This window comes from Lentzea sp. NPDC051838, from assembly GCF_040681245.1.
Classification (GTDB): Bacteria; Actinomycetota; Actinomycetes; order Mycobacteriales; family Pseudonocardiaceae; genus Lentzea.
On record NZ_JBFAYI010000036.1, the window covers coordinates 17,953 to 43,391 of the forward strand.

Annotated in this window: 27 protein-coding genes and 2 tRNA genes; 15 read left to right on the forward strand and 14 right to left on the reverse strand. The window is 68.6% G+C overall.

Annotated elements, in window-relative coordinates:
- Positions 1-42 precede the first annotated feature (42 nt).
- Positions 43-116, reverse strand: a tRNA-Pro gene (locus tag AB0M24_RS41590).
- A gap of 61 nt (positions 117-177) precedes the next feature.
- Between AB0M24_RS41590 and AB0M24_RS41595 the strand changes: the two genes are divergently transcribed.
- Positions 178-248: transfer RNA gene (locus AB0M24_RS41595), tRNA-Gly, on the forward strand.
- A gap of 56 nt (positions 249-304) precedes the next feature.
- Here the strand turns inward: AB0M24_RS41595 and AB0M24_RS41600 are convergent.
- On the reverse strand, positions 305-862 hold the full coding sequence (locus AB0M24_RS41600) for an NAD(P)H-binding protein (RefSeq protein ID WP_363779535.1): 558 nt from the start codon (positions 860-862) through the stop codon (positions 305-307).
- A 57-nt stretch (positions 863-919) separates the two neighbouring features.
- On the opposite strand from AB0M24_RS41600, the gene AB0M24_RS41605 reads away from it, so the two are divergent.
- The 3 genes from AB0M24_RS41605 to AB0M24_RS41615 all read left to right on the forward strand — a co-directional run bounded on the left by AB0M24_RS41605 (position 920) and on the right by AB0M24_RS41615 (position 2,129).
- Positions 920-1,243 carry a helix-turn-helix domain-containing protein gene (locus AB0M24_RS41605; RefSeq protein ID WP_363779537.1) on the forward strand — a complete coding sequence of 108 codons (324 nt, stop codon included), beginning with the start codon at positions 920-922 and terminating at the stop codon, positions 1,241-1,243.
- Positions 1,233-1,568 (forward strand): VOC family protein, encoded by a 336-nt coding sequence (locus AB0M24_RS41610; protein ID WP_363779539.1) that lies wholly within the window; start codon positions 1,233-1,235, stop codon positions 1,566-1,568. Before AB0M24_RS41605 ends, AB0M24_RS41610 begins: the two co-directional genes overlap by 11 nt.
- Before the next feature lie 225 nt (positions 1,569-1,793).
- The gene (locus AB0M24_RS41615) at positions 1,794-2,129 is read left to right on the forward strand and encodes a histidine triad nucleotide-binding protein (protein WP_363779541.1); all 336 of its coding nucleotides are present in this window, start codon (positions 1,794-1,796) and stop codon (positions 2,127-2,129) included.
- Here AB0M24_RS41615 and AB0M24_RS41620 read toward each other — a convergent pair.
- Both AB0M24_RS41620 and AB0M24_RS41625 read right to left on the reverse strand, forming a co-directional pair.
- On the reverse strand, positions 2,126-2,731 hold the full coding sequence (locus AB0M24_RS41620) for an MBL fold metallo-hydrolase (RefSeq protein WP_363779543.1): 606 nt from the start codon (positions 2,729-2,731) through the stop codon (positions 2,126-2,128). The two genes, AB0M24_RS41615 and AB0M24_RS41620, sit on opposite strands and share 4 nt — an antisense overlap.
- Entirely contained in the window at positions 2,728-3,408 is a 681-nt protein-coding gene (locus AB0M24_RS41625; protein ID WP_363779545.1) for a 2-phosphosulfolactate phosphatase, read from the reverse strand. The genes AB0M24_RS41620 and AB0M24_RS41625 overlap by 4 nt, the downstream gene beginning before the upstream one ends.
- 27 nt (positions 3,409-3,435) lie before the next feature.
- On the opposite strand from AB0M24_RS41625, the gene AB0M24_RS41630 reads away from it, so the two are divergent.
- Positions 3,436-3,885, forward strand: coding sequence for a ribose-5-phosphate isomerase (locus AB0M24_RS41630; RefSeq protein WP_363779547.1), 450 nt, complete (start codon positions 3,436-3,438; stop codon positions 3,883-3,885).
- Positions 3,878-4,684, forward strand: coding sequence for a DNA-formamidopyrimidine glycosylase family protein (locus AB0M24_RS41635; RefSeq protein ID WP_363779549.1), 807 nt, complete (start codon positions 3,878-3,880; stop codon positions 4,682-4,684). The genes AB0M24_RS41630 and AB0M24_RS41635 overlap by 8 nt, the downstream gene beginning before the upstream one ends.
- Positions 4,685-4,760: 76 nt before the next feature.
- Here AB0M24_RS41635 and AB0M24_RS41640 read toward each other — a convergent pair whose 3' ends face one another.
- Positions 4,761-5,501, reverse strand: a complete 741-nt coding sequence (locus AB0M24_RS41640; protein ID WP_363779551.1) for a hypothetical protein — start codon at positions 5,499-5,501, stop codon at positions 4,761-4,763.
- Between the two features lie 56 nt (positions 5,502-5,557).
- Positions 5,558-6,772, reverse strand: a complete 1,215-nt coding sequence (locus AB0M24_RS41645; protein WP_363779553.1) for a GNAT family N-acetyltransferase — start codon at positions 6,770-6,772, stop codon at positions 5,558-5,560.
- 163 nt (positions 6,773-6,935) lie between these two features.
- Between AB0M24_RS41645 and AB0M24_RS41650 the strand changes: the two genes are divergently transcribed.
- Positions 6,936-7,322 carry a hypothetical protein gene (locus AB0M24_RS41650; RefSeq protein ID WP_363779555.1) on the forward strand — a complete coding sequence of 129 codons (387 nt, stop codon included), beginning with the start codon at positions 6,936-6,938 and terminating at the stop codon, positions 7,320-7,322.
- Here AB0M24_RS41650 and AB0M24_RS41655 read toward each other — a convergent pair.
- The 3 genes from AB0M24_RS41655 to AB0M24_RS41665 all read right to left on the reverse strand — a co-directional run bounded on the left by AB0M24_RS41655 (position 7,319) and on the right by AB0M24_RS41665 (position 10,305).
- Positions 7,319-8,701, reverse strand: coding sequence for an aldehyde dehydrogenase family protein (locus AB0M24_RS41655; RefSeq protein WP_363779557.1), 1,383 nt, complete (start codon positions 8,699-8,701; stop codon positions 7,319-7,321). The two genes, AB0M24_RS41650 and AB0M24_RS41655, sit on opposite strands and share 4 nt — an antisense overlap.
- Before the next feature lie 111 nt (positions 8,702-8,812).
- Positions 8,813-9,658, reverse strand: a complete 846-nt coding sequence (locus AB0M24_RS41660) for a DNA-3-methyladenine glycosylase 2 family protein (RefSeq protein ID WP_363779559.1) — start codon at positions 9,656-9,658, stop codon at positions 8,813-8,815.
- 38 nt (positions 9,659-9,696) lie between these two features.
- Positions 9,697-10,305 (reverse strand): disulfide bond formation protein DsbA, encoded by a 609-nt coding sequence (locus tag AB0M24_RS41665; RefSeq protein WP_363779561.1) that lies wholly within the window; start codon positions 10,303-10,305, stop codon positions 9,697-9,699.
- A gap of 163 nt (positions 10,306-10,468) precedes the next feature.
- Here AB0M24_RS41665 and pepN point away from each other — a divergent pair, with 163 nt between their 5' ends.
- From pepN to AB0M24_RS41680, 3 genes are all read left to right on the forward strand, one after another.
- On the forward strand, positions 10,469-13,030 hold the full coding sequence (gene pepN, locus AB0M24_RS41670) for an aminopeptidase N (protein ID WP_363779563.1): 2,562 nt from the start codon (positions 10,469-10,471) through the stop codon (positions 13,028-13,030).
- A 72-nt stretch (positions 13,031-13,102) separates the two neighbouring features.
- A complete protein-coding gene (locus tag AB0M24_RS41675) occupies positions 13,103-14,830 on the forward strand; it encodes a barstar family protein (RefSeq protein WP_363779565.1) in 1,728 nt (575 codons plus the stop codon).
- Positions 14,827-15,462 carry a GNAT family N-acetyltransferase gene (locus AB0M24_RS41680; protein WP_363779567.1) on the forward strand — a complete coding sequence of 212 codons (636 nt, stop codon included), beginning with the start codon at positions 14,827-14,829 and terminating at the stop codon, positions 15,460-15,462. Before AB0M24_RS41675 ends, AB0M24_RS41680 begins: the two co-directional genes overlap by 4 nt.
- A gap of 47 nt (positions 15,463-15,509) precedes the next feature.
- Here AB0M24_RS41680 and AB0M24_RS41685 read toward each other — a convergent pair whose 3' ends face one another.
- From AB0M24_RS41685 to AB0M24_RS41695, 3 genes are read right to left on the reverse strand one after another with little or no spacing between them, the layout of a single operon-like run.
- Positions 15,510-15,983: a DUF5130 family protein gene (locus tag AB0M24_RS41685; protein WP_363779569.1), complete on the reverse strand. Its 474-nt coding sequence runs from the start codon at positions 15,981-15,983 to the stop codon at positions 15,510-15,512.
- The gene (locus AB0M24_RS41690; RefSeq protein WP_363779571.1) at positions 15,970-16,215 is read right to left on the reverse strand and encodes a hypothetical protein; all 246 of its coding nucleotides are present in this window, start codon (positions 16,213-16,215) and stop codon (positions 15,970-15,972) included. Before AB0M24_RS41690 ends, AB0M24_RS41685 begins: the two co-directional genes overlap by 14 nt.
- A gap of 20 nt (positions 16,216-16,235) precedes the next feature.
- Positions 16,236-17,438, reverse strand: coding sequence for an MFS transporter (locus AB0M24_RS41695; protein ID WP_363779573.1), 1,203 nt, complete (start codon positions 17,436-17,438; stop codon positions 16,236-16,238).
- 207 nt (positions 17,439-17,645) lie between these two features.
- On the opposite strand from AB0M24_RS41695, the gene AB0M24_RS41700 reads away from it, so the two are divergent.
- On the forward strand, positions 17,646-18,287 hold the full coding sequence (locus AB0M24_RS41700; protein ID WP_363779575.1) for a DUF2345 domain-containing protein: 642 nt from the start codon (positions 17,646-17,648) through the stop codon (positions 18,285-18,287).
- Positions 18,288-18,301: 14 nt separating this feature from the next.
- Here the strand turns inward: AB0M24_RS41700 and AB0M24_RS41705 are convergent, their stop codons facing one another.
- On the reverse strand, positions 18,302-18,970 hold the full coding sequence (locus AB0M24_RS41705; RefSeq protein WP_363779577.1) for an HNH endonuclease: 669 nt from the start codon (positions 18,968-18,970) through the stop codon (positions 18,302-18,304).
- A gap of 151 nt (positions 18,971-19,121) precedes the next feature.
- Here AB0M24_RS41705 and AB0M24_RS41710 point away from each other — a divergent pair, with 151 nt between their 5' ends.
- The 4 genes from AB0M24_RS41710 (at position 19,122) to AB0M24_RS41725 (ending at position 24,254) form a co-directional block, all read left to right on the forward strand.
- Positions 19,122-21,218: a prolyl oligopeptidase family serine peptidase gene (locus tag AB0M24_RS41710; protein ID WP_363779579.1), complete on the forward strand. Its 2,097-nt coding sequence runs from the start codon at positions 19,122-19,124 to the stop codon at positions 21,216-21,218.
- Positions 21,219-21,310: 92 nt separating this feature from the next.
- Positions 21,311-22,144 carry a mechanosensitive ion channel domain-containing protein gene (locus AB0M24_RS41715; protein WP_363779659.1) on the forward strand — a complete coding sequence of 278 codons (834 nt, stop codon included), beginning with the start codon at positions 21,311-21,313 and terminating at the stop codon, positions 22,142-22,144.
- 76 nt (positions 22,145-22,220) lie between these two features.
- Positions 22,221-22,604: a globin gene (locus AB0M24_RS41720; protein WP_363779581.1), complete on the forward strand. Its 384-nt coding sequence runs from the start codon at positions 22,221-22,223 to the stop codon at positions 22,602-22,604.
- 57 nt (positions 22,605-22,661) lie between these two features.
- A complete protein-coding gene (locus AB0M24_RS41725) occupies positions 22,662-24,254 on the forward strand; it encodes an alpha-amylase family glycosyl hydrolase (protein WP_363779583.1) in 1,593 nt (530 codons plus the stop codon).
- A 4-nt stretch (positions 24,255-24,258) separates the two neighbouring features.
- On the opposite strand, the gene AB0M24_RS41730 is transcribed toward AB0M24_RS41725, so the two are convergent.
- A complete protein-coding gene (locus tag AB0M24_RS41730; protein WP_363779585.1) occupies positions 24,259-25,380 on the reverse strand; it encodes a low temperature requirement protein A in 1,122 nt (373 codons plus the stop codon).
- Positions 25,381-25,439 lie beyond the last annotated feature (59 nt).

Below are 25,439 nucleotides of genomic sequence, written 5' to 3' on the forward strand. Positions count from 1 at the left end.
CGAAAACCCGCAGCGACTCATCGCTGCGGGTTTCACCAACCGTCGGGGCGACAGGATTTGAACCTGCGACCCCCCGCTCCCAAAGCGGGTGCGCTACCAAACTGCGCCACGCCCCGGTTGCAACCAGCTTACCGCTCTCGGCTAAGGTATTAACCGCAGCCCCTCAAGGGCGGCAACGCGGGCGTAGCTCAATGGTAGAGCCCTAGTCTTCCAAACTAGCTACGCGGGTTCGATTCCCGTCGCCCGCTCTCCGAAAGGGCCGAGTGCACAAGCGCTCGGTCCTTTTTCGTGATCGAGATCACAACTAACCCGCCGAAGCCACCCCGATCTGGGTCAGGCGGCAGGTCGGGCGTTCGATTTCGTCCACGACGGCCAGGGCGAAGTCCTCGTAGGTCAGTTCGTCTGACGGGTCGAGCCCACCGATGCGGTACTTGCCTGAACTCGTGCCGCCGAACATCCCCACCGGACTGATCACCAGCCAGTCGGCGTCCGAGCCGGCCAGCACCTCGACTCCGGCGGCGTGGCCCTCCATGAACGCGCGGTTCTCCTCCGGGAAGTCCGGGAGGTCGATCATCCGCACCCCTGGCGAGGCCTCCAGCAGCGGGAACACGCCCACCACGATGATGCGGCCGACACCGGACGCCACCAGTGCGCGGGCCGCCTCGGTGTAGAAGTCAGCCGCATCGCGGGACAGGTCGGCCACCGCGCTCACCGCCACGTCGTAGCCCTCGGCCACTTCGGCGGCCTTGTGCACGCCGGGGTTCCTGCCGACCCTCAGGACCTCGTGGCCGCGCGCCTCGGCGACCGCCGCGATCTGCTTTCCCGCTCGCCCGGAGGCGCCGAACACAACGATCTTCGTCATGAGCGCGAAGGTAGGCTCGGGGTAGCCGGTTTCCGCAACGATATCGGGGGTGACCAGGTGGAATGCGTTCCGTCCGACCTGCTGGTGAACCTGCCCTACCGCATCGGTGACAAGTGGACCGCCCACGTGCTGCGGGCACTGCACCACGACCGCCGACGGTTCACCGAACTGCGCGCCGAGATGCCCGCGGTGACGCCCAAAGTGCTCACCGAGACGTTGCGGGCCATGGAGCGCGAGGGCACGGTGGCGCGCACCGAGTACGACGAGAACCCGCCGCGCGTCGAGTACGAGCTGACCGAGCAGGGGCACAAGCTGCTGGGGCTGCTCGACCTCTGCTGCGACTGGGCACGAGAGAACCTGGTGGAACACAGTGAGGCTTGAGCAGATCGTCGTCGACAGCAACGACCCGAGCCGGCTCGTGCGGTTCTGGGCCGAGTTGCTGGGCGGGGAGCCGGTGAACCGCGCGCACGGCTGGGCGCACGTCGAGCCGCCGGACGGGCCGCGGATGTCGTTCCAGCCGGTGCCCGAGCGCAAGGACGTGAAGAACCGGCTGCACCTCGACTTCGAGGTCGACGACATCGAGGCCGCGGTCGTGAAGGCCGTGAACCTCGGCGCGACCCGCGAGGGCGTGGTCCACACCGACGAGAAGGGCAGCTTCCAGGTGATGCGCGACCCCGAGGGCAACGAGTTCTGCTTCGTCCGCTGATGCGTCCACTGCTTCGTCCACTGGGGAACTACTACTGGACGGCCCGCCACAGCGCCTCACCGAAGCGGATCGCGAGGATCACCAGCAGCACGCCGATCGCGAAACTGATGAGGCACCGAACGATGACCAGCAGTTTGGCGCCCTTCACCCCGCCATCGTTTATCGCTGCGGGGCCGGCACAACAGAGCCCAACGGAACCAATACCGCACCCAATACGATGCCGGCGTGACCGATTGCCTGTTTTGCCGCATCGTCGCGGGTGAGATCCCGGCGACCGTCGTGACGGAGACCGACACGACGCTCGCTTTCCGCGACATCGACCCCAAGGCGCCCACGCACGTGCTGGTGATCCCCAAGGAGCACCACCGGACGATCGGCGACGTCGACCCGGTGCTCGCGGGCGAGATCCTCGCGACCGCGCACCAGGTCGCGAAGTCCGAAGGCGTGGACGAGTCCGGCTACCGGCTCGTGTTCAACACGGGCAAGGATGGCGGCCAGACCGTCTTCCACGTCCACTGCCACGTCCTCGGCGGCCGCGGCCTCACCTGGCCTCCCGGCTAGGTCCCCGGGATCGCCATCTCCCTGACGAACGCGGCGTCGACCGGAGCGCCGTGCCCCGGCACGACGATGCGCGGGTTCAGCTCGAGCATCAGGTCCAGGACGTGGCGCCAGTTCGACGGCGTCGCGTCCGAACCCGCTTGGGCCGGAGCACCTTCCTCGACGAGGTCGCCCGCGAACACCACTCCGACGTCCGGCACGTGCACGATCACGTCGTGCGAGCTGTGCGCGGGACCGAAGTGGTGCAGATCGACACGTCGCCCGCCCACGTCCAACGTGACGGTGTCGCGGAACGTGTGCGTGGGCGGAACCAAGGTGCCCTCGAACGGGTCGCTGTAGTACCTGGCGCGGCTTTCGAGCAGGGTCTCGTCGATCACGCAGTCCTCGTGCGCCCACACCTCGCACGGCAGGAATGCCTCGGTGGCCAGCACGTGGTCGAAGTGGTTGTGCGTCAACACGATTCGCGACGGCCGAACCGCCTCGGCCAGCGACAGATCCATGCCGGAGTCCACCAGCAGCGAGTCACCGGCGCCGACGATGTACCCGAGCGTCAGGTCGAGCTCAGTGTGCCGCTTGATGAACACGCAGTCCGCGATCTCGATCACCGCAGTACCCCGTCAACGAGCACGGGCACCGCGTTGCTGACCCCGAGCTGCAGTGCCAGGTCCACGTCCGCCCGGTGGCCGTTCTCGATCAGCTCCCGTCCTGATCCGCACTCCCGCACGGCAGCCGCGACGTCGGTGTTCGCGAACGCGGTGGCAGCGAGCGCCGCCTCGGGGGAAGCCTTGCCGGGCAGCCCCATCTCCAGCAGGGCCGCGAGCACCGCACCGGCACCGAGGTAGTCCTCGACGCACGGGCGCGACGGGCCGAACTGCCGCGGGCCGGACTTGAGGATGTCGAGCCCCCACCGCTCACCACCGGGAATCACGCCGATCGTCTCCCCGAGCTCAGCGGCACGCTTGGCGACAGCCCCTGCGTTGCGCAGACAGGCAGCGAGCACGTGAGCCCCTGTCTCGGCGGCGAGGAAGCAGAGATTGGACCCGTTCGGCGACGGCAGCTCGACCAATCCCGTGGCCTCGACGAGTGATGCTGGTCGCAGCGTCTTGCCCGACGAAGGCTTCCACCGCGACGGCCGCACCTGGCCGCCGTTGCCCACCACCAGGTCGACGGACGTCGTGAACGACAGCACGTCCACGACAACCAGCACGTCACAGCCCCGCAGCGCGTCGACGCCCTCAGGCCCCCACTCCAGCTTCAGCTGGTACCCCTCCTGAGCAAACATGCCTGCCAGCGTGTCAGACTCCCGGACGTGCGCGTTTATCTGGCAGCAGACCACGCGGGCTTCGAGCTGAAGTCCCACCTGTCCAAGGCTCTGACCGAGCAGGGTCACGAGGTCGTCGACGTCGGCGCCCACACCTACGACGCCCAGGACGACTACGTGTCGTTCTGCGTCGACGCCGCCGAGCAGGTCGTCGCGAATCCCGGCAGCCTCGGCGTCGTCATCGGCGGTTCGGGCAACGGCGAGCAGATCGCCGCGAACAAGGTGAAGGGCGCTCGCGCCGCACTCGCCTGGAACATCGACACCGCGCAGCTCGCTCGTCAGCACAACGACGCCAACCTCGTCGGCATCGGTGCCCGCCAGCACACCACCGACGAGGCGACGGCGATCGTCACCGCGTTCGTGGAGACGCCGTTCTCGGGCGAGCCGCGGCACCAGCGCCGAATCGACCAGGTCAGCGCCTACGAGAACCGTGCCTGAGGGCCACACACTGCACCGCCTCGCGCGGCTGCACCAGCGCCGGTACGCGGGCAAGCCCGTGTCCGTCACCAGTCCACAGGGACGTTTCGCCGCGGCGGCGTCCCTTGTGGACGGACGGAAGCTGGTCCGCGCCGAAGCGCACGGCAAGCACCTCTTCCACGTCTACGGCCCGGACGCGATCGTGCACGTCCACCTCGGCCTGATCGGGACCTTCACCGAGTCACCGCTCCCGGTACTGCTCCCGATCGGCCAGGTCCGGATGCGCATGGTCGGCGAGACCCACTGGACGGACCTGCGCGGCCCGACCCAGTGCGATGTGCTCAACAAAGACGAGGTCGCGGCGATCCGGAAGCGGCTCGGCCCCGACCCGTTGCGCAGGGACGCCGTCCCGGACCTGGCCTACGAACGCATCCTCCGGTCGAAGAAGTCGCTGGCCGAGCTGCTGATGGACCAGAAGATCCTCGCGGGCGTCGGCAACGTCTACCGCGCCGAAGTCCTGTTCCGGCACAACGTGAACCCGACGTTGGTCGGCAACAAGGTCAGCCGCGAGCTCTGGGACACGATCTGGGACGACCTGGTCGTGCTGATGAAGGACGGCGTGAAGGTCGGCCAGATCAACACCGTCCGCCGTGAGCACATGCCCAAAGCCATGGGACGTGCGCCGCGCGTCGACCGGCACGGAGGTGAGGTGTACGTCTACCGCCGCGCCGGGGAGCCGTGCCTGGTGTGCGGCACCGAGGTCATGACCGCGGAACTGGCTGGTCGCAACCTCTTCTGGTGCCCCGGCTGCCAGCCCTGAAAAAAATTGGTCGGTAGCTTTTGGGGTGCGGCTGGAAAGTGCTCAGTTGATGAGCACCTTTCCGCCGCAAGATCGACTAGAAGTCGAATCCGCCCATGTCACCGAAGTCGAAGCCACCGGCGTCGCCCACGTCGCCACCGCCGAAGTCGCCGCCGCCCATGTCGCCGCCACCGAAGTCAGCGGCACCCATGTCGGCCATCCCGTAGTCGCCGATGCCGTGCATGCCGGAGAACATGGCGTCCATCAGCAGGAACGTGCCCACGCCCCATGCACCGGCCACGAGCGCGGGCTTCCACCACGGCTCGGAGTACCAGCCACGCGGCACCGGACGTCCGGCGACCATGCCACCGGGGTAGTAGTAGGGCGTGCCGGAACCGGAGTGCGGCGACGCGGCGTAGGCGTGACCCTCGACGCTGACCTGGCGGTCCTCGCTGACGGCACCCGCCTGCTTCTGGCCGGCGCTCTCGGGCAGCGCGGGTCCGGGGTCCATGCCCATCGCCTCACGCGCCGCGCGGACGTAGTGCAGCCCCTCCATGGCGGTCTCGGTGACCAGCCGCGCCTGCGGAATCGTGCGCGCCTGCTCCATCTGCGACCCGGCCGCGGTGAAGCGCTCGGACGCGTCGGCCATGGCCTGCGTGGACGCGGCGTTCGACCCGGTGAGGCTCATCACCTGCCCGCCGAGCCGCTCGACCCACCGGCGAGCCTCCGCCTTGGCGTCGTCGAGCTCCCGCGCCTTGCGCGCGTTGCTCTGGTTGACCAGGTAGAACACCCCTGCGACCAGCAGTACAAGTACAACCACCCACACGATGGCGCCCACGGCTTACCTCCCACACCAGGTAAACCGTCAACGAGTGAACGACGGCCGTAGTTCCGTCAGAACACTTCCGGGCAATGGGGCTCGTGCTCGCCGATGAACGCCAACGAGAGCGCGTCGACATGACCAGGCGTGTGCTCGACCACGCGGTGTGCGCGCTTGAGCACGGAAAGCCGTACGCCACCGAGGAAAACCGACCCGAGTGAGGCGGCGTCGAGCGACACGTCCGCGGCGTCCTCGGTGCGCGTCACCACCGCTTCCCCGTCCTTCACGGTGAAGCGCCAGCGGCCGGAGTTCCACGGACAGAAGGAGTCCTCGACCTCGATCACACTGTCCACATCGGACGAGTAGCGGCGTGACGGCAGCGCGCGGTCGACGTCGACGATCCGCAGCCACAGCGCGTCGCCGAAGTCACGCCCCACCTTCCGCGGGTTGTCGACCATGTGCACGATCGGGTCGTCGGTGGCGGTGTAGAAGGAGATCTCCGCCGCGAGGTCGATGTCCAGCAGGAACCGGTACAGGTCGACGTACGCCTGTTCGGTCTCGCACACCAGCTCCCGCACGTGCAGCTCGTCGGCCGGTCCGCGCGAACTGCCGCTGCCCTTGACCCGGAACACGACGTACCCCTCGGGATGCAGGCAGTAGCGGTAGGACGTGAGGCCGTCGCGGTCGACCTCGCGGTCCGCCAGCTGCACGTCCCACGTCGCGTCGACCCTGCTCAGCCAGCCGATCCGCGTGCGCCGCACCCTGTCGTGCATCTCGCGCATGAACGGCAGCGCCTCCTCGCGGGTCACCTGCCGGATCCGCGCGTCGCTCACCGAGACACCGGGGTGGAACGGCATCCGCGTCGGCATCGTCATCCGGTTGAGGCTGGAGGCCATCTCGCCGTAGCCGAACCGGCGGTAGATCGAGCCCTCGGACGCCCAGAGGATCGCGAGCGGCTCACCCGACTCGTGCAGGCCGTGCAGCTGCGTCTTCATCAGCAACGACGCGACGCCACGCCGCCTGTGCCCAGGTTTGACGGTGATCACCGTGACCGCGCCGGCCGGTACCTGGAGACCACCCGGAACGGTGATCTCCCGGCTGAGAACCCCGCCGGTGCCGACGATCTCGGCGCCGTCGACGACCACGTGCGTCCGGTCGCGCTCGAGCACCTTGAGCCACTTGCTGTCGACGCCCTCGTAGTCGTCGAGGAACGCCCACGCCATCACCCGCTGGAACTCGGGGAGGTCGGACTCGTCGACGGTCCTGATGCTCAGCGCTGAGTCGGCCATGGCAGCAGTGATACGCCGTCGCAGCTCGCTTCGCAGCTCAGTTTCCGGCCTCCCAGTCCAGCCGACCTCGAAAACAATCGTTTTCATCGGGAACGTTCACAGGTGGCGATCAGCCGTAGAAAAAGCGAAAAATCGCCGCGCCAGCCCCCACAAAGGAGCAGAAATGAGAGCTTTCATCGCTTTCTTGGCCACCGCGACAATTCTTTTCGCCACCTCCTCCACGGCCTCGGCCGCACCCGTCCCCGTGCAGCTGGTCGCCGAGACCGGCACCGCGAAGGTGATCCCCACGCCGATCGAGATCCACATGGAGGCGTTCGCCCGCAACGCCACCAACGGCGCCAACATGAACAACGTGCTGGTCTCGTTCCGCACGACGACCGGCAACGTGCTGTGCACCGACCACACCGACAGCGGTGGCAAGGCGTCCTGCGACGCCGAGGTCGACCAGACGCAGCTCGTGCTCGTGCTGCTGCTCGGGTTCGACGCCGTGGTGACCGGGACCGCGGATTACGGCCCGGCCACCGCGCACAATTCAGTGCGCATTGTTTAACGCTGAATCGACTTGATTTCGCAGAACTCGTCCAGGCCGAACTTCCCGAACTCACGACCGTTGCCGGACTGGCGGTAACCGCCGAACGGCGCGCTCGTGTTGAACGCGGCGGCGTTGATGTCGACCTGGCCGGTGCGCAGGCGCCGTGCCACCCGCATCGCCCGGTCGGCATCAGCCGAGAACACGCCGCCCGCGAGGCCGTAGATCGTGGAGTTGGCGATGCGCACCGCGTCGTCCTCGTCCGCGTACGGCATGACGGCGAGGACCGGCCCGAAGATCTCCTCCTGGGCGATCGTCATCTCCGGCGTGACGCCGCCGAACACCGTCGGCTTGACGTAGAAGCCTTGTTCCAACGGCGCTTCCGGCCCACCGGCGGCGAGCTGGGCCCCGTCCTCGACGCCCTTGCGGATGTAGCCGACGACGCGGTCGCGCTGCGCCTTCGACACCGCCGGGCCGATGCGCGTCGACGGCTCGCTCGGGTCGGCCGACGTGTACTTGGCAGCGGCTTGAGCGGCCAGTTCGACGGCCTCGTCGTGACGGTCCGCGGGCACCAGCAAGCGCGTCCAGGCGCTGCACGCCTGGCCGTTGTTCATGAACGCGTTCGCGACCGCGATCTTCACCGCACGCCCGAGATCGGCGTCGTCGAGGACGATGCACGCCGACTTGCCACCCAACTCCAGCGCGACCCGTTTGACCGTCTCGGACGCCACTTTGGACACCTGCCGCCCCGCCCGCGTCGACCCGGTGAACGACACCATGTCCACGTCCGGGTGTTTCGCGAGCGCCTCGCCGACCACCGGCCCGGTGCCGTGGACGAGGTGGAACACACCCTCGGGGGTGACCGCGGAGATGATCTCGGAGAGGAGGTCCGCGGTGCGAGGCGCCAGTTCGCTCGGCTTGAGCACGACGGTGTTGCCCGCGGCGAGCGCCGGCACGACCTTCGCGACCATCTGCTGCAGCGGGAAGTTCCACGGCGTGATGGCGGCGACCACCCCGACCGGCTCTTTGAGGACCAGCGAGTTGCCGATCTCCTCCGGTTCGAAGTAGCCGGACTCCAGCACGGCCGCAACGCCCTCCGCGATGGCGATCGGGTTCGCGACCTGCACCTTCTGGCTGAACGTGAGCGGCGTGCCCATCTCGGCCGTCATGGCTCGCGCGAGCTCGTCGGACCGGTCGCGCAGGCCGTCGATGATCGCCCGGACGACCTTCGCGCGCTCGTCCACCGAGGTCTGCGACCACGCCGGGAAGGCGGCAACCGCGGCGGCCACGGCCGTGTCGACGTCGGCCGGGGCGCCTTCGGCGAGCGTGCCGATGACTTCCTCGGTGGCGGGGTTGACGACCTCGATCACGACGGCCCTCCAGGCGGATGTGACACCCAACGACTGATTGTGGGTCAGCCTGTCACATCGGTGGGCGGAGGTCACGTCCGCGATGGGGTGAGGGCGCGAGGTGAGCAGGTGCGGGTAGCGACGCCGCGGCCCTGTCAGCGCTCACCCGCCTACAGCTGCCATCGCACCTCCCAGCCGCCGCTCGCGCAGCACGCGCAGGTGCACAGCCGCCCAAGTCCGATAAGGCCGCCACGCCTCGGACACCTCCGCCAGCGGCCGGCCGTACCGGTGCGCGACCTCGTCGGTGAGCCTGGCTTCGTTGTGCGGCACGGCATCCGGCGCGTTCGCCCCGCGCAGCACGACCAGCTCCGCCCCGAACGGCCCCAGTCCTTTGATCTGCTGCACCGCCAGCACCGCCGCGGCGGGCTTCATCGCGCGCAACGTCACGCCGTCGAGCAGCCCGTCCAGCGCCGCCTCGGCCACCGCACGCAGGTATTCGGGTTTGCGACCGGGTAAGTCGAGATCAAGAGACCTCAACTCCCAGGGTGAGGGGAACACGCCATCCCGCAACAGCCCGGCCTTCAGCCGCGCCGCCTGCACCATGCTGATCCGCTGCGACAGCACGCCCCACGCCGCCGCCTCGTACGGCGAGTAGAAACCGCACGGCCGCAACCCAGGCAGCTCGGCTTGGGCAGCCGCGATCACCGGATCTCGCGCCCCGACGCCGGGCCAGCTCCGACCGTCGACGTCCAGCGCGAGAAACCGGCACACCTGCGCCGCCGCCAGCTCCAGATCACCAGGCCCGGACAGCTCCAGAACAGCAGTGGCGCCGCGCTGGGTCACGGAGACCTCAGCGCGGCGCCACTCACCTTCCGTCAGGAACGACGCCCGCAGGGCATCTCCCGCGTGCTGCGGCAACCGGAACGGCGTGAAGCCCTCCCAGAACGCACGGGACATGCCCAGCGACCAAGGACCCTGAACGGCGACTTCGACGAGGTGGTGGCTCATGTCACAGGACGTTAGCGAGCACCACCGACAAAAAATCGTCAGCTGAAGTCGAGGTCTCCCGACCGCGTCCGCTTCAGCTCGAAGAAGTACGGGAAGCCGGCCAGCATGCGAGCGCCGTCGAAGACCGTGCCCGCCTCCTCGCCCCGCGGGATCTTCGTCAGCACCGGGCCGAAGAACGCGACGCCGTCGATGTGGATCGTCGGGGTGCCGACGTCCATGCCGACCGGGTCCATACCGCGGTGGTGCGACGCCCGCAGCTCCTCGTCGTACTCGGTCGACGTGGCCGCCTCGGCCAGCTCGGCCGGCAGCTCGGCGTCGGCCAGCGACAGCTTGATGATCTCGTCGAAGTCCTTGTTGCCCTCGTTGTGGATGCGCGTGCCCATCGCCGCGTAGAGGCGCGGCAGCACCTCGTTGCCGAACTTCTGCTCGGCGGCGATCGCGACGCGGACCGGGCCCCAGCCCTTGGTCATGAGCTCCTTGTACTGCTCGGGCAGGTCACGACCCTCGTTCAGCACGGAAAGGCTCATCACGTGGAAGCTGAGGTCGATGTCGCGGACCTTCTCCACCTCCAGGATCCACCGCGAGGTGATCCAGGCGAACGGACAAAGAGGGTCGAAGTAGAAGTCGACCTTCGCCTTGTCGGCCATGCGTGCCCCTTCAGTCACAGTGGGTGGGGTTATCGCCCCATCAGACCAACCAGATCACCCGCTCATCTCTTCCCGTACGGCGGTTCCGTGATTGGATGCGGGAGTCATAACCATTCCCGACGACGTCAGCGCGTAACCACACGCGCGGCAGACGAGGTGACCAGTGGCCGCGCCCAACCTCACCCGCGACCAGGCTCAGGAACGTGCTGAGCTGCTGGAAGTGGAGTCCTACCGGATCGAGCTGGACCTGACCGACGGCGGCGGAAAGCCCGGTTCGGACACGTTCCGCTCCACCACCACCGTGGTGTTCCGGAGCAGGACTCCGGGTGCTTCCTCGTGGATCGACATCGTGGCGGCGACCGTGCACCGCGCTGTCCTCAACGGCAGCGAGCTCGACGTGTCCGGATACCGCGAGGAGGACGGCGTCAGGCTGCCGGACCTCGCGGAGACCAACGAGCTCACCATCGAGGCCGACTGCCGGTACATGAACACCGGCGAGGGCCTGCACCGGTTCGTCGACCCGGTCGACGGCGGCGTGTACCTGTACTCGCAGTTCGAGACCGCGGACGCCAAGCGCATGTTCGCGTGCTTCGACCAGCCCGACCTGAAGTCCGTCTACTCCATGAAGGTGACGGCACCGCACGACTGGAAGGTCATCTCGAACGGCGAGATCATCGCCACCGAGGACGGCGAGGGCGGCGCGGACGTGCACACGTTCGCCACCACCAAGCCGATGTCGACCTACATCGTGGCGCTCGTGGCCGGCCCGTACGCGGAGTGGCGCGACGAGTTCGTCGAGGGTGACTTCAAGATCCCGCTCGGCATCTACTGCCGTGCCTCGCTCGCCCCGCACATGGACGCCGAGCGGCTGTTCACGGAGACCAAGCAGGGCTTCGGGTTCTTCCACAAGGCGTTCGGGGTGCAGTACCCGTTCGGCAAGTACGACCAGTGCTTCGTGCCGGAGTTCAACGCCGGTGCGATGGAGAACGCGGGCTGCGTCACGTTCCTCGAGGACTACGTCTTCCGCAGCCGCGTCACCCGCTACCTCTACGAGCGCCGCGCCGAGACCGTGCTGCACGAGATGGCGCACATGTGGTTCGGCGACCTCGTGACGATGCGCTGGTGGGACGACCTGTGGCTGAACGAGTCGTTCGCCACCTGGGCGTCGGTGCTCGCGCAGGCGGAGGCCACCGAGTACCGCCAGGCGTGGACGACGTTCGCGAAGATCGAGAAGTCGTGGGCGTACCGGCAAGACCAGCTTCCCTCGACGCACCCCGTGGCCGCGGACATCTCCGACGTGCAGGCGGTCGAGGTCAACTTCGACGGCATCACCTACGCCAAGGGCGCTTCCGTGCTGAAGCAGCTCGTCGCGTACGTCGGCCTGGAGAACTTCCTGGCAGGCCTGCGGGTCTACTTCGCCAAGCACGCGTGGGGCAACGCGACGCTGGCCGACCTGCTCGGCGCGCTGGAGGAGGCGTCCGGCCGCGACCTGTCGTGGTGGAGCGCGCAGTGGCTGGAGACGACCGGCCTGAACCTGTTGCGCCCCAAGTTCACCGTTGACGCGGACGGGAAGTTCACCGAGTTCGCCGTGCTGCAGGGCGGCGCGCGTCCGGGCGCGGGCGAACTGCGCACGCACCGCATCGCCATCGGTGTGTACGACGACGACGGTTCGGGCAAGCTCGTTCGCACGCACCGTCATGAGCTGGACGTGACAGGCGACCGCACCGAGGTGCCGGAGCTCGTCGGCGTGCACCGCGGCAAGATCGTGCTGGTCAACGACGACGACCTCACGTACTGCACGATGCGTCTCGACCCGGACTCGCTGGCCGCGCTGATCGACCACATCTCCGACATCGCCGAGCCGCTGCCGCGCACGCTGTGCTGGTCGGCCGCGTGGGAGATGACGCGCGAGGCCGAGCTGAAGGCCCGCGACTTCGTGAACCTGGTGCTCGGCGGACTGCACGCCGAGTCCGAGGTCGGTGTGGTGCAACGGCTTCTGCTCCAGGCGCAGACCTCGCTGTCGTCCTACGCGGACGACTCGTGGCGTGCCGAGGGCTGGCGCCGGTTCGTGGCCACGACGCTGGGGCTGGCCCAGGCGGCCGAGCCCGGTTCGGACCACCAGCTGGCGTTCGTGAACGCGCTGGCGTCGTCCGTTCTGGACGAGTCCACTTTGGACGTGCTGCAGGGCTGGTTCGACGGTTCGGCGGTTCTCGAAGGCCTCGACGTAGACACCGACCTGCGCTGGCGCCTGCTGCAGGCCCTGGTGGCACACGGCAGGGCGGACCTGGCGGAGATCACCGCCGAGGAGGAGCGCGACCCGACCTCCACCGGCCACCGCCGCGCGCAGTCGGCCCGTGCGCTGCGCCCGACCGTCGCCGCCAAGGACGAGGCGTGGGACAGGGCGGTGAACGACGACGACCTGCCGAACGCGGTCAGCGAGGCGATCATCGCGGGCATCTCGCACCCCGGCCAGAAGGAGCTGCTCGCGCCGTACGTCGAGCGCTACTTCGCCGACGTGAAGGGCGTGTGGGACCGCCGCACGTCCGAGCGCGCGCAGTCCATGGTGGTGGGCATGTTCCCGGCGTGGTCGATCGCGCGGTCCACTGTGGAGGCTGCCGACGCGTGGCTCGCCGACGAGCACCCGCCGGCGTTGCGCCGCTTGGTTTCCGAGGGGCGCGCGGGCATCGTGCGCGCGCTGGCGGCTCAGGAGTTCGACCGCTCCTGAAATCGCTTGGTGGTGAAGGCCCCGTGGCGCTTTGATGGCGGCACGGGGCCTTCCCGTCTCTTGGGGGGACGAGTGCGTTACGAGGTTGTGCACCGGTACGTGACCGAAGACCACGAGGACGTCACGGAGGTCCTGACCCGTGCCGTGGACGCCGACGGGTTGTTCAGCGACCCGGTGCCGGTCGAACGCGAGCGCGTCGTGCTGCGCGGCTGCCCGCCCGAGTTCGCCGCACTCGCTGGGGACTTCCAGCTCGAAGTGTCCGGGAGCGATGTAACCCAGTGGTGGGATCTGACCGGCCTGGTCGTGCACGGCACTGTGCCGAACGGAGACCTGGTCGACGTGGTGGCCAGTGCCGCGCTGCGACTGTCCGAGGACGGCCCCGCCCTCGGACCGGTACCACGATGCATCCTCTTCCAGGACAACCTGATGGTGGGTGACCTGGTCTCGGCCGAGGGACTTCCGCGGCCGTGGCCCGGCCACGAGTGGCCACCGGTGACGTTGATCGGTGTCGAGCATCCGGAACGCATCCAGCAGGTGCGCAGATGGGCGCACGAAGGAGGGTTGCGCGCACTCGACCGGCACGGCCGGGTCATGGCCGAGGTGCCGATCCACCTGGAGATCAGCTCGGTGACACCGTCGGCGTCGGGAAACGGGCTCTTCGACGTCGTGCTCGATCAACCGCCCTCGCACACCCCTCCCCGTTTCCGCGAACGCCCGGCGCCCTCGGCACAGGCGGTGTGGGACGTGTGGCGCGAGGGAGTGCCCACCGAACGCAACCTGTGGGCCCGGTTCGACACCGACAGCCGCAGGGACTGGAAGGACCTCACCTTTCTCGCACGCACGGAGTTCGACACTGACCACATGGGCGGTACGTACGAACTCGACGGCCGGTACGTCACCGACGAGCCGGGCCTGCACCTCGCGATGAGCGAAGCGCTGGTCGGACCGGGCGGTTACTTCGGCCGGGAGTTCAACGGGTTCAAGGACTGCCTCCACGGGGGTTGGGGCGTCAAACCCGGCTTCACGTTGGTGTGGAACGACGCACAGGTGGCTCATGACGCGATCCGCGACTACTTCCTGGACGTCCTCGAGCTGCTGCGGAAGTTCGGCGTCACCGTCGTGCTGAGGTCGTCCTCCACTTTGGACGGCGTGCGCGAGCTGGACAGGCGCATGATGCTGGCGGCGCTCACGGAACGCTGGGTCGAGGGCTGGACCAAAGCCGCCGGCGTGACCGCGGAACCGTTCCACAAGTCCAGGAAGGTTCTCGTGAACAAGCCGGAGAGACGGATCGAGCACGTTCTGGTCGACGAGCGCGCGGCGGTCTGGTGCACGACGCAGGTTCTGGAGAACGACTGGATCACCGTGCCGACGACCACTCCGGACGACGTGACCTCGATCCTCACCGGCGCAGGGCTGAGACCGGAGCCGCGGGAGACGTTCATGCGGCGTGCTCTCGCGGATCACCCGGTGCCGCAAGCACCTGAGGGCTACGAGGTGCGGGTGACGCGGGGCGACGTGATCGAGGTCGTGGTGACCGCCGGCGGCGAGGAGGCCGCGGGCGGGCTCATCGCCGTCGTCGGGGAAGACGCTGTGCCGCACCGCATCCGGACGTCGCCCGCGCACCAGCGGCGCGGGCTCGGCAGCGTCGTGATGGGGGTGCTGGCGCGGGAGGCGGTCGAGGCGGGTGCGGTCGACGGGCTGTTGTTCGCGACCGCGGACGGCCTGCAGCTGTACCGGAAGCTGGGCTGGGAAGTCGTTTCGGACGTGGTGATCGCGTCCAACACCAAGGGGGAAGCATGATCGGTGAACTGGTGGAGCGCTGGCACCGCGGCTGGATCGCGGCCGACGGGCTGACGTCCGAGTACCGCGACGGCTACCTGGTCGTCGACGTGAACAGGTCGCGCCGCAAGTACGAGTGGGTCGCCACGGACGACGCGGAAACCGGTGCCATGGCGCGGATCGTGGCCGCGTCCGGGGAACCGAACTGGCTGAGCGTCCCGACGAACGACCCCGAGAAGGTGGTCGCGGAGATCGAGGCGGCCGGACTCGTCGTGGCCAGGCCGGACGAGACGTTCATGCGGTGCGCGCTGGCCGGGCACCCGCTGCCGGACCTCCATGGGGGCTATGCCGTGGAGGTGACCAGGAACGAGGTCATCGGGGTGCGCGTGCTGAAGGACGGCGAGCAGGCGGCGAGCGGACTGATGGCCGTGGTCGGCGAAGACGCTGTGGCGCACCGCATCGAGACCGCGGAGGCGCATCGGCGGCGTGGGCTCGGCAGCGTCGTGATGGGCGTGCTGGCGCGCGAGGCGGTGAAGGACGGCGCGAAGACCGGGTTGTTGTTCTCGTCGACCGAAGGCGTGCACCTGTACCGCAAGCTCGGCTGGGAGAAGATCTCCGACCTCGTGGTGGCGCGCAACGACGTCAGCGCGTAGAAAACGCCCCCAGGTCAGCGACCTGGGGGCGTTCGACAGCCGAGAAATCAGGAGCGGTTGCCCGCCTGGTCGGTCAGCATGCGCAGTCCCGACACGATCCCGCCCGCGAGGTCGCCCTCCTTGAAGGACGCCACCATGCTCATCACGGCGAGCTTGGTGCCGCGGTCCGCGACGCGGCGGTGCGACTCCTCGCCCGTCACGATCTCGACGACGCGCTCACCCGGCGACACGGCCACCAGCACGTGGTGCGACGGGCGCTCGGTGGCGCCGTGCAGCTCCTCGGCGCGCTCGCGCGAGGAGGAGCCCAGCTCCCCCAGGTACACGCTGAAGTCGAGGCCCGTGGTGCGGCTGGAGAGCGTCAGCGCCTCGTCCAGCTGCGCGAGCTGGGTCGGCGTGAACGGCAGCTCCGGCGCGTGCGGCTCGTACATCTTCGCGGCGGAGACCCGGCCGCTGTTCGTCACGACGGCGCCGAGCGGCAACGTCGACGGGTCGACGGCCTCGATGGCCTTACCAGCTGCCACGAGCGCCTCCCTTGGCCGTCGAGCCCGAGACTGCGGGCTCGGTGGTGCTGTGGTGGTCCGAGCTCAACCCGCCGGGGTTCGCGCTCCACCACACCGGGGCGTAGCCCCACTCCTGGCCGGGCCGGTACCGGGGAATCCGGGTGGCCTTTGGCCTCACCGTCAGCAGCGCGATCACGCCGTACAGAGCCAGCGGGATCAGCGCGAAGACGAGGACGGTCTCCACGATGGTCACGGCGGGTACGGTAGCCGAACTCACGCGCGTGTGAGAGGCCGGGCCAGCAAGATCGCGGTCAATCCCACGATCGTGCCCGCCACGACGTACACGGTCCCCAGCGACGTCGCCGCCGCCAGTGGTCCGGCGAGCCCCGCGCCCAGTGGCGAGAGGCCCCACGCGAGCACCCTGTACGCGCTGGTCACGCGGCCCATCATCGGTCCTGGCGTGAGGCGTTGACGGCGGGTCGCGGACAGCACGTTCCACCCTGCGGACGCGACGCCGAACAGCACGCAGGCCACCACCGCGACGACGAGCCACGGCACCAGGCCGAACAACGCGAACGCCGCCCCCAGCAACGCCAGGAAGCCGACCATCACCCGTCCCGGACCCCAGCGCGACGCGAGCCTCGGGGACGACCACGCGCCTAGCAGAGCACCGGCCGCCATGCACACGACAAGACCGGGAACCACCGGTTCGGCGAGGCCCAGCACCTGGATGGAGTAGAGGGCCAGCATGGCGTTGATCGCGGCCGCACAGACAGCTGTGATTGCCACGGCAACTACCAGTGACCGCAGGCCAGGGGTGGTGACGAGGAACCGCGCGCCCTCGACGAGCTGCCCCCGAAGATCGCCCCCTGATCGTTCCGGTGCCACGTCTGGCACGCGGGACACCAGCACCGCCGCGACCACGAACGACGCCGCGTCCAGCGCGAAACAGGCCGCCGGAGCCCACCAGAACAGCACCGCGGCGGCCAGCGGCCCGGCGAGGTCCATGCCGACCGTCTCGACCGTGACGAACCTGCCGTTCGCCGCCTCCAGCTCGTCCGGCCCCGCCAGCTCGACCAGGAGCACCTGCGACGCCGAGTCCGCGAACGTCTCTGCGGAGGTCAGCACGAAAGCCGTGGCGCACAAGACGACGACCGTGGCGTGTCCGGTGTGGACCGCGAGAGCGAGCAGTCCGGTCACCCCGGCACGCAGCCAATGTGCCACCACGACAACGGTTCGCGGCCTCCAGCGGTCCACGAGCGCGCCGGCGGGCAGCGCGATGAGCAACCACGGCAGAGTCGTCGCGACGGCCACCGCGGACACCGCGAGCGGGCTGCGAGTGCTCGCGGCCGTGAACAAGGGCAGCGCGACGATGCGCACGCCGTCCCCGACGAGCGACACCGCCCACGCTCCGGTAAGCGCTCGGAAACCACGTCCGTGCAGGCCTTCTGCGGTATGACGCACGTCACGTTCCATCAGATTGAACGCTACAGAGCGTGTCCATACCGGCCAGTAAGGGCAATGAGTGCTCTCGTGCGGCGCAGCGGTTACACCCGGTCAGGCCTCACCCGGTCGGATGCGAACGGGTGCCGGTTTGGGGTCTTGTTCCCGGAACACCCACCTCTTAGCTTTTCACCTATACGGCTCTTGCGCAGCCGTCCCGAGCGTCCTGGAGGACACACCATGCTTACGACGACCCGCCCCCAGGCACTGTCCATCACTCTTCCGAGCTACAAGGACGATTCAGTGCGTATCACGGCAAGTGACTCCGTTCGCATCACGGCGCGTGACTCCGTTCGGATCACTGCGGCCGATTCGGTGCGCATCACTGCCTCGGACTCGGTGCGCATCACGATGGCAGACTCGGTCCGCATCACGGCGAGCGATTCGGTCAGGATCACGATGTCCGATTCGGTGCGTATCACTGCCCGTGAGGACTCCGTTCGGATCACCGCTCAGCAGGATTCCGTCAGGATCACGGCGCGTGAGGACTCCGTGCGGATCACGATGGACGACTCGGTCCGGATCACGGCCCACGACGACTCGGTCCGCATCACCGCGCACGACGACTCGGTCCGGATCACCATGGACGACTCGGTCCGCATCACGGCCCACGACGACTCCGTGCGCATCACGGCTCACGACGACTCCGTGCGCATCACGGCTCACGACGACTCGGTCCGGATCACCATGGACGACTCCGTCCGCATCACGGCCCACGACGACAGCGTTCGCATCACCGCGCACGACGACTCGGTGCGCATCACGATGGACGACTCCGTCCGCATCACCGCGCGCCAGGACGACTTCTCCCTCGCGGCCTGACCCACACCGGCAGATCAGGCCGCGGGTTCACCCAGGTACGGCAACCACTGCGGATCAGCCTCGGCCACCCCGGCGAGCAGCCGCCAGTGCGGTCCACGCGGCGCCGCGGGCACGACGCGCAGCCGCCACCCCAGTTCGGACAGCAGTTTGTCCGCCTTGCGGTGGTTGCACTTCGCGCAGCAGGCGACGCAGTTGGTCCAGGTGTGAGGTCCGCCACGCGAGCGCGGCACGACGTGGTCGATCGTCTCGGCCCGCCCGCCGCAGTAGGCGCAGCGATAACGGTCGCGGTGCATGAGCCCGGCACGGGTCATCGGCACGCGACCGCGATAAGGCACGCGAACGTAGGTGCTCAGCCGGATCACGGACGGCACGAGCACCTCGGACTTCGACGAGTGCAGCACCAGCCCGGAGGCGTCCCCGTGCACGACTTCGGCCTTGCCGCACACCACCAGCACGACCGCCCGGCGCAGTGACAAGGCCGTGAGCGGCTCGAACGTGGCGTTCAGCAGCAGAACTTTGCGTCTTCCCCAGGGGAAAACCGCCGGCGTCGGACCGGAACCTCCCCCATCTCGATCCCCATCCGGTACCGCCCGGAGCTCGGGCTGATTTCGGCATGGGGGGACCGTCGGCACCATCTCGCCTGGTGGCGAGGCGCCGATAGGGGTCGGTTGTCGGTCTGGCACGCGACCACCTCCACCGGTTCAGCCATAGGAGACCACACTTACCAGGAAAAAATCACGTGTGATAAGTGACGCGTCATGGATGTGTGATCAAACCTGGGGTTAACCAGCTCCCTAACGGAGATGGTTTTCATCGCCCGCTACTCTTGACAAGGTGACAGAGGCTCCTTCCACTCCGCTGCCTGCGACGATCTCTTACCCGGTCGCCGAGCGGCTAAACCTCGTCGAGCGGATTCACGGTCGTGACATCGCCGATCCGTACCGCTGGCTCGAGGACACGGCAGACCCCCGCACCGCGGAGTGGTCGCAGGCTCAGGACGTGCTCGCACGCTCCTGGTTGGACGCGATGCCCGGCCGCGAGCGCCTGGGCGAGCGCATGAAGGAGCTGATGCGCACGGGTTCGGTGTCCACGCCGGCCTGGCGCGCGGGCAGGGCGTTCTTCACCCGCCGCGGTCCCGAGCAGGACCATCCCGTCGTCCTGGTGCGCGAGATCGACGGCACCGAGCGCGTGCTGCTCGACGTGAGCTCGCTCGACCCGTCGGGCAGGACCACTCTGGACGGCTGGTCCCCGAGCCTCGAAGGCACGCGCCTGGCGTACCAGGTGTCCGTGGGCGGCAACGAACACTCGCTGCTGCACGTCATGGACGTCGACTCGGGCGAGCTCATCGAGGGCCCGATCGACCGGTGCCGCTACTCCTCGATCGGCTGGCTGCCCGGCGGCGAGGAGTTCTTCTACGTGCGGCAGCTCGACCCGGCCCTGCTGCCCGAGGACGAGAAGCTGTTCCACCGCCGCGTGTGGCGCCACCGCGTCGGCACGGATCCGGAGACGGACCTCAACGTGCACGGCGACGGCCAGGCGCACACCTTCTACTACACGCTGAACGTCTCGCACGACGGCCGCTGGCTGGTCGTGAGCGGCGCCCCCAGCACGATGAAGCACGACTCGGTGTGGATCGCGGACCTGCACGGCGACGGCGCGCTCAAGCCGGTGATCCTGACCGAGGCCGGTGTGCAGTGCTCGGCGTCCGTCGCCCGCGACGGCAGGCTCTACCTGCACACCAACCACAACGCGCCCCGGCAGCGCCTCTGCGTCGCCGACCCGGCGAACCCCACCGAGTGGACCGAGCTGATCGGCGAGGAGCCGGACTCGGTGCTCGACGGCGTGCGCTGGCTCGACGGCGACCTCGTGGTGCTCAGGACCAGGCACGCGGTGTCCGAGCTGCACCTGCACGACGCCGCGACCGGCGCGCACCAGCAGGAGATTCCGCTGCCCGGCACGGGTTCGCTGCACGGCATGTCCGTTGTGGACGCCCAGACGGACCGCGATCGGGACGCGGTGTGGTTCGGGTGGACGGACTTCGTGACGCCGCAGTCGGTGTTCAAGTTCTCGAAGACCTCCGGCGAGACCGTGTTGCACGAGGCCGCTCCCGGTCACGTCGAACTGCCGGCCGTCACCACGCAGCAGATCGCGTACACGTCCAAGGACGGCACGACGGTCCGCATGTTCGTCGTGAGCGGCGAGCAGAAGCCCGACCTGCCCCGTCCGGCGCTGCTCACCGGCTACGGCGGCTTCGCGATCGGCCGCGGCCCCGGCTACAGCGCGACGACGCTGGCGTGGGTCGAAGCAGGCGGCGTGTGGGTGCACGTGTCGTTGCGCGGCGGCGACGAGGAAGGCGAGGAGTGGCACGTCGCGGGCATGCGTGCCAACAAGCAGAACGTGTTCGACGACTTCCACGCCGCCGCGGAACGCCTGGTGCGCGACGGCTGGACCACGCCGCAGCAGCTGGCGATCATGGGCGGCTCGAACGGCGGCCTGCTCGTGGGAGCCGCGCTGACGCAACGCCCGGAGCTCTACGCCGCCGTGGTGTGCTCAGCGCCACTGCTCGACATGGTGCGCTACGAGAACTTCCTGCTCGGACGCTTGTGGGCCGACGAGTACGGCAGCGCAAGCGTTTCCGAGGAGCTCGGCTGGCTGCTGTCCTACTCTCCTTATCACCAAGTGGTAACGGACGTTGAGTACCCTTCTGTGTTGTTCACGGTGTTCGAGTCGGATTCTCGTGTGGACCCCAACCACGCCAGGAAGATGTGCGCGGCACTGCAGCACGCTTCGTCAAGTGATCCGACCAAGCACCCGGTGCTGATCCGCCGCGAGACCGAGGTCGGTCACGCGGGCAGGTCGGTCAGCCGGACGGTCGCTCTCGCCGTGGACCAGCTGACGTTTCTCGCGAATGCCACCGGCATGGAGTTGTAGGAGGGCACGACCACGTGCAGGCGACCAGTCCCGTGGATGACGTCACGAACAAGGCCGCCGAGGCGGTCAACTTCGTGGACAAGTACGGCCCGATGATCCTCGCGGGCGCGATCAAGATCGTCGTGATCCTGATCGCCGCCTTCGTGATCAGGGCTCTGCTGCGCAAGGTCATCGACCGGATCACGATCCCGGGCAAGGAAGGCAAGAAGCCCGGCCTGCTCAAGCCGCTTCGCGAACGTGCTCCGCAGGCGCTCGGCAACCTGATCTCCGAGCGCCGCGAGCAGCGGGCGAAGACGATCGGCTCGGTGCTGAAGTCCATCGTCACGATCCTGATCTTCGGAATCGCGTTCCTGGAGATCATGATCGTGGTCGGCCTGGACATCACGCCGGTGCTGACGTCGGCGGGCATCCTGGGCGTCGCCATCGGCTTCGGCGCCCAGAACCTGGTGAAGGACTTCCTGTCCGGCATGTTCATGCTGCTGGAGGACCAGTACGGCGTCGGCGACGTCGTCGACCTCGGCCCGTCGATCACCGGCACGGTCGAGGCGGTCGCGCTGCGCACCACGACGATCCGCGACACCGGCGGAACGGTCTGGTACGTCCGCAACGGCGAGATCCTGCGCGTCGGCAACTCGTCGCAGGGCTTCGCGGTCGCGGTCGTCGACCTGCCGCTGAGCTACGGCGCGAACCTCGCCGAGGCGACCAAGGTGCTGGAGCACAAGGTCGCCCAGGTCGCCGAGATGGATCCGGTCAAGACGGACATCACGGCCAAGCCCGAGGTTCTCGGTGTGGAGAAGTTCACACCGGACAACATCACGCTGCGAGTGACCGTCAAAACGCGGCCCGGCCGCCAGTGGGCGGTGCAGCGCAACCTTCGTGCGCAGCTCGTGGCGGCTCTGGAGGAAGCCGGCTTCACGGCCAAGTGACGTCGAACACCCATTCGAGACGCCCAATCAGCGGGGCGGCCTGCACTACCCGGCTCGCGTGAGTCAGGATGGGTGTGTGGGCAACCCCGTGAGCTTCTTCGAACAGGTCGGTGGCGAGGAGACGTTCCACCGCATCGTCGCGCGCTTCTACAAAGAGGTGAAGGCCGACGAGATCCTCCTGCCCCTGTACCCGGAGGAAGACCTCGGACCTGCGGAGGAACGGCTGCGGCTGTTCCTCATGCAGTACTGGGGCGGCCCCCACACCTACTCGGAGAACCGGGGCCACCCGAGGCTGCGGATGCGCCACGTGCCGTTCAAGATCGGACCGATCGAGCGCGACGCGTGGCTGCGCTGCATGCGGATCGCCGTCGACGAGGCCGGCCTGGACGAGCCCCACCGCAAGCAGCTCTGGGAGTACCTGGAGATGGCCGCGAACAGTCTGATGAACAGCTGGTCGTGAGCGCCCATCACCCGTTCGGGTCCTTTCGCAGCGAGACGTAAGGCAGGATGACCCCCCGTGCGCCGATCCTCCGACCTCACCCCCGAGATCGCCGAAGAGTCCGCCTGGTGGCGTGACGCCGTCTTCTACCAGGTCTACGTGCGTTCGTTCGCCGACTCCAACGGCGACGGCGTCGGCGACCTCGAGGGCATCCGCTCCCGTCTCGGTTACCTGGAGCTGCTCGGGGTCGACGCCCTGTGGCTCACCCCGTTCTACCGCTCGCCCATGGCCGACCACGGCTACGACGTCGCCGACCCGCGCGACGTGGACCCGCTGTTCGGCGACCTGGCCGCGTTCGACCGGCTGGTGGCGGACGCGCACGAGCACAACATCCGCGTGACGGTCGACCTGGTCCCGAACCACACGAGCGACCTGCACGAGTGGTTCCAGGAGGCCCTGCACGCCGGGCCGAACAGCATGGAGCGCGCCCGCTACATCTTCCGCGAGGGCCGCGGCTTCGACGGCTCGCAGCCGCCGAACAACTGGGTCTCCGTCTTCGGCGGCCCCGCGTGGACCCGCGTGCCCGACGGCCAGTGGTACCTGCACCTGTTCGCGCCGGAGCAGCCCGACCTCAACTGGGAGCACCCGGAGGTCCGCGCCGACCTGGAGCACACGCTGCGCTTCTGGCTGGATCGCGGTGTCGACGGCTTCCGCATCGACGTGGCGCACGGCATGGCCAAGCCGGAAGGCCTGCCGGACATGGAGATCCACGCCCAGGCGCCGGGTGTGCTGTCCGACGACGCGCACGACCCGCGCTTCGACAACGACGGCGTGCACGACATCCACCGCATGATCCGCAAGGTCATGGACGGCTACCCCGGCACGATGGCCGTCGGCGAGATCTGGGTGAAGGACGACGAGCGCTTCGCCGCCTACGTCCGCCCCGACGAGCTGCACCTGGGCTTCAACTTCCGCCTGGTCGAGGCCGAGTTCGACGCCGACGCCGTCCGTTCGGCGATCGAGCACTCGCTGGGCGCGGTGGCGCTGGCGGGCACCTCGGCGACGTGGACGCTGTCGAACCACGACGTCGCGCGCCACGTGACCCGTTACGGCGGCGGCGCGCTGGGCGAGCAGCGGGCCCGCGCGATGACGCTGGTCGAGCTGGCGCTGCCGGGCGTGATCTACCTCTACAACGGCGAGGAGCTCGGCCTGCCGAACGTGGAGCTGCCGGACTGGGCCCTGCAGGACCCGACCTGGGAGCGCTCCGGCCACACCGAGCGCGGACGCGACGGCTGCCGCGTGCCGATCCCGTGGGAGGGCACGACGCCGCCGTTCGGGTTCTCCACCTCCGCGAACACCTGGCTGCCGCAGCCGAACGAGTGGGACCACCTCACGGCCGAGGCCCAGCTGGAGGACCCCGGTTCGATGCTGTCGCTGTACCGGGAGGCGTTGGAGCACCGCAAGTCCAACTCTGGCTTTGCCGGCGACGAGCTCGAGTGGTACGGCGCCCCGGCGGGCTGCTTCGCGTTCCGGCGCAAGGGTGGCGGCCTGATCTGCGCGCTGAACACGTCCGGGGCTTCCGTGCCGCTGCCGCCCGGTCAGGTGCTGCTGTCGTCCGGTCCGATGGACGGCGACCAGCTGCCGCCCGACACGGCCGTCTGGCTGGTCTGACGTTCTATGCGTGCTGCTTGTCGTCCGCGGCGAGCAGCACGCCGAACACGACCACGAGCGCGGCGAGCTGAGCGATCGCCACCCACAGTCCGACCGGCACCGTCGCGAGAGCCGCCAGGGCCGCGATGATCCGCCACTTGTTGCTGCCGATCTTCAAGCGGTAGCGGAAGAAGATCTGTCCTGCGAGGAAGATCGCCGCGCCGCCACCCAACGCCAGCGCTCCGCTGAGGTACAGGTGGTCGGTCGCGTGCCCGATCGTCTTCTTCACGCCGACCGCCACGACCACGATGCCCAGCAGGATCGGCGCGTGGGCCCACCCGAACGCGGACAGGGCGGCCCTCGCCCGATCCGACGGCGTCATGGCCGCCATGCTGTGCTCGGCGCGCAGGTCCTGTTCCGCGCCGAAGTAGCACCACCAGAGCTGGTAGACGAGTGCGAGACCGAGCAGCGCGGCCACGACCAGCTGCAGGTTGAGCGGCAGGCCCGCCGCGCCGATGCCGATCGCGATGATCGACTCGCCGAGCGCCACGATGACCACCAGGCCGTGCCGCTCCACGAAGTGCGCCGACCTGATGCGGAACTCGCCCTGCCGCCGGTTCACGTACGGCGACACGATCATGAGCACGACCGCCGCGGTCCACGCCGCCGCACGCCACGTGCTCGGCAGGAACCCGCCGACGAACACGAGGCCCGCCGAGCCGAGGTTGAACGGCGCCAGGCGCGCCATGGCCGCCGCGGAGCCCGGTCCGCCCGCCGAGATGAACAGGCCGGAGTGCACCAGGTTCACGATCAGGTAGCCGATGCCGAACGCGACCCCGGCCTCGTCGAACGCGTTCGGGATCGCCAGCGCGATCACCAGGAACCCGCCCATGCCCGCCATGAGCAGCAATCTGCGCAGGGTGGTGTGCGGCGGCACGGAGTTCGTGAGCCAGACGTACCCGAAGTACATCCACAGGATCACGAACAGCATGATCACGACCTGCCCGAACCCGAGCGGCGACGTGTCGTCGGCCAGCGTGCTCGTCAGCTGCGTGATGGTGAAGACGAAGACCAGGTCGAAGAACAGCTCCAGCGTCGAGACCCGGTACTCGGTCTCTTCGTGTGTTTGCGGCGTTTCAGCGGACACGCGCGACATCGTGCCACGCGCATCCGCTTGCGGCGCCCCGAATTCCCCGAACCGACCTG